Genomic DNA, 809 nt, shown 5'->3' on the forward strand with positions numbered 1-809 from the left:
TAAACGTTTAATGCGTGCATTTTGGGGGCCTGTTTCATCGATAAAAACAATTCGTGTATCAAAATAGCCGCTTTCTCCCGTCATCTCACTATAGATCTCATCTGCGATCATATGTGCAACACGGCGCCAACGTTCTGTGGCGGTATAAAAACGCCGTCCTTTGAGTTGTTGACGCCCAAATACATCCCATAAACGAAAATCGACTCTCAATCGTCCGTCATTTTCTCTTATAACTTGTCCCGTGACCAAACCTTGCGCTTTTATTTTTTGCCAATGAGAAAAATGAGGTTGACTGTTGGGATTGGAGATTTCTTCAAAAAAAGATGCCTTATCAAGCGGTAAAAAAAGTCCTGATCGTTCAAGATCCGCTGTGACTACCGCTGCGATCTTCAGCCCGATCGAATCGTTGGAAACAAAATCCGTGATTGCAATAGGAATAGGATTAAAATCAGCACTGGAAATAGTGCCTTTCAATTTTGCATGGACAGATGAAAAACTCGAAAGCCACAAACTGCAAATGACAATAAACCAAGAAAAAAATATACGTCTCGTCATAACCATTATGGATATGTATCCTTTCATTGAAGAGCGAAAAATATTATATCTCACCGGATTATCTCTTGAAGGGGATCAACATTAAAATCGAAACCCTGTCCCCACAAATCATATTGATCGCGTGGGAGGTCTTTATAAGGTTGGCATGAAAAAACAGCTGCATAGACCTGTCTTATCATAATAGCTTGCTGACTTTCTTCACCACTTAAGGGATCAATGATAGGATTTCCTAAGATCATTCCTTCGCGGTCTAA

General features: G+C 40.3%; 2 pseudogenes. Both read right to left on the reverse strand.

Annotated features, from left to right (window positions below):
* Nucleotides 1-561, reverse strand: a pseudogene (gene tolB, locus ACFIK8_RS10880) (Tol-Pal system protein TolB); the annotation flags it as partial.
* A 44-nt stretch (nucleotides 562-605) separates the two neighbouring features.
* Nucleotides 606-809, reverse strand: a pseudogene (locus ACFIK8_RS10885) (cell envelope biogenesis protein TolA); the annotation flags it as partial.

This window comes from Bartonella sp. MR168JLCBS (assembly GCF_042194175.1).